Below are 1387 nucleotides of genomic sequence, written 5' to 3'. Positions count from 1 at the left end.
AGGTAAACACAGCTGACTCTTCCAGCAGGTAGGTGATCGCCAGGTGCTTTTGCCTTTGGAGAAGCTGCTCTACTTCCTCTTCTTCTGACTGTTCCCCCCGATTAAGATAGGTTTGGGCAAAGGAGTTTACCATCCTTTGAAAGGATTCATCCTTTTGATAAAGACCCTGAAAGTCTTTGTAATAGATCTCAAATTCTGATTGGTTCTCTATTTGGGAAGCCATCTGGAATTGGAATTGACAACTTCCAGAGTATTGCTGGAACAAGAAACGGTTTTGATTAATAAAGGTCTCTCCAGTGCGAATTGCTTCCAGCCAAGCTTCATCCCCTTTAAGTCCCTGTCTAAGCTCGATTGTCAATCGGTAGATACTATCGCAAACTAGTACTAGGCAAGCTTTGAAGTGTTCGCTAATCCATTTAATTGAGGCTTCGAGTCGCTCACTATCAACGAAGTTTCTGCTTCCCAGACTGATAATGAAAAAACAGTTTTGATAATCAGAGAGGGAGCTACGTAGGCGACGAGGGAAGACCTTAGCTAAGCTTGCCTTATACCTATGAACTTTGCTCAGATTGGCAGTAGATTGGGTCAACTTTAAGTCGCGTATCTTAAGATCGATTGCTTTGATTATTTGAGACTGAAGCAACTTCAACTGTTCTAGTGAAAGCTGATTCCAGTCAAAATTTTCAATGATCGTTTCTTCGTCCCTGTGGCTACTCATTCTGTTATACCAAATCCCCTTGACTGAGACTTTATTCAAAACAATCAAAATCCTTGCCTAGAGAGGATTTTAATATTTGTTTAATTACTCTATCATAACCAGATTTGGTATTAGATGTTTTTGGCCGTCAGCTGACAGCTGACGGCTGACAGTTTACGGCTGAATGCTTACAGCCGAATTAAACGTCGGTTTCAAATAAGGAAAGGCGCAATCGCTCCGCTGAATCTTCTAGTTCTGCCAGAGACTCAAGGCTCACCGCCATGGTTTTTTCAATCCCTAAAATCTCCGCCGCTTTAGCCACAGATGCTTTTTCTTTGTCATGGTAATTACCATCCGCTCGACACATCTTGATCGCTTGGTACAACATGCTTCGGCGAAAATTCAGCGGAAAGTCATACTTTATCCCACTCAATAGCTCCTCAACGTTAGCATTTTTCCAATCGAATTGGCGGAGCGCTTCAATGTATTCTGCAGATTCAACAAAGTTCATTTGCTGTTCGTCAATATACCACTGGAATTCTCCTTCTGCCAGTTCGCCATCTGCTCCAGCAATTGCCATTAAAGTACCGCCGTAATTCATGGCTACCTCAAAATCAATTGGTTTAGTAATGTTATATCTCTTATTACCATATGGGGTCGGCTGGAGACTTTTTCCACTTGTCATAGTTT

Annotated in this window: 2 protein-coding genes; both read right to left on the bottom strand. The window is 42.0% G+C overall.

Annotated features, from left to right (window positions below):
* On the bottom strand, positions 1 to 718 hold a 718-nt coding region (locus F6K38_RS41995), incomplete at its 3' end, for a tRNA-dependent cyclodipeptide synthase (RefSeq protein WP_287360771.1).
* Between the two features lie 178 nt (positions 719 to 896).
* On the bottom strand, positions 897 to 1387 hold a 491-nt coding region (locus tag F6K38_RS41990; protein WP_287360768.1), incomplete at its 5' end, for a TerB family tellurite resistance protein.

The sequence above is a fragment of the Moorena sp. SIO3B2 genome (assembly GCF_010692525.1).
Classification (GTDB): Bacteria; Cyanobacteriota; Cyanobacteriia; order Cyanobacteriales; family Coleofasciculaceae; genus Moorena; species Moorena producens.
This window is presented reverse-complemented; position numbering and strand designations above follow the sequence as displayed.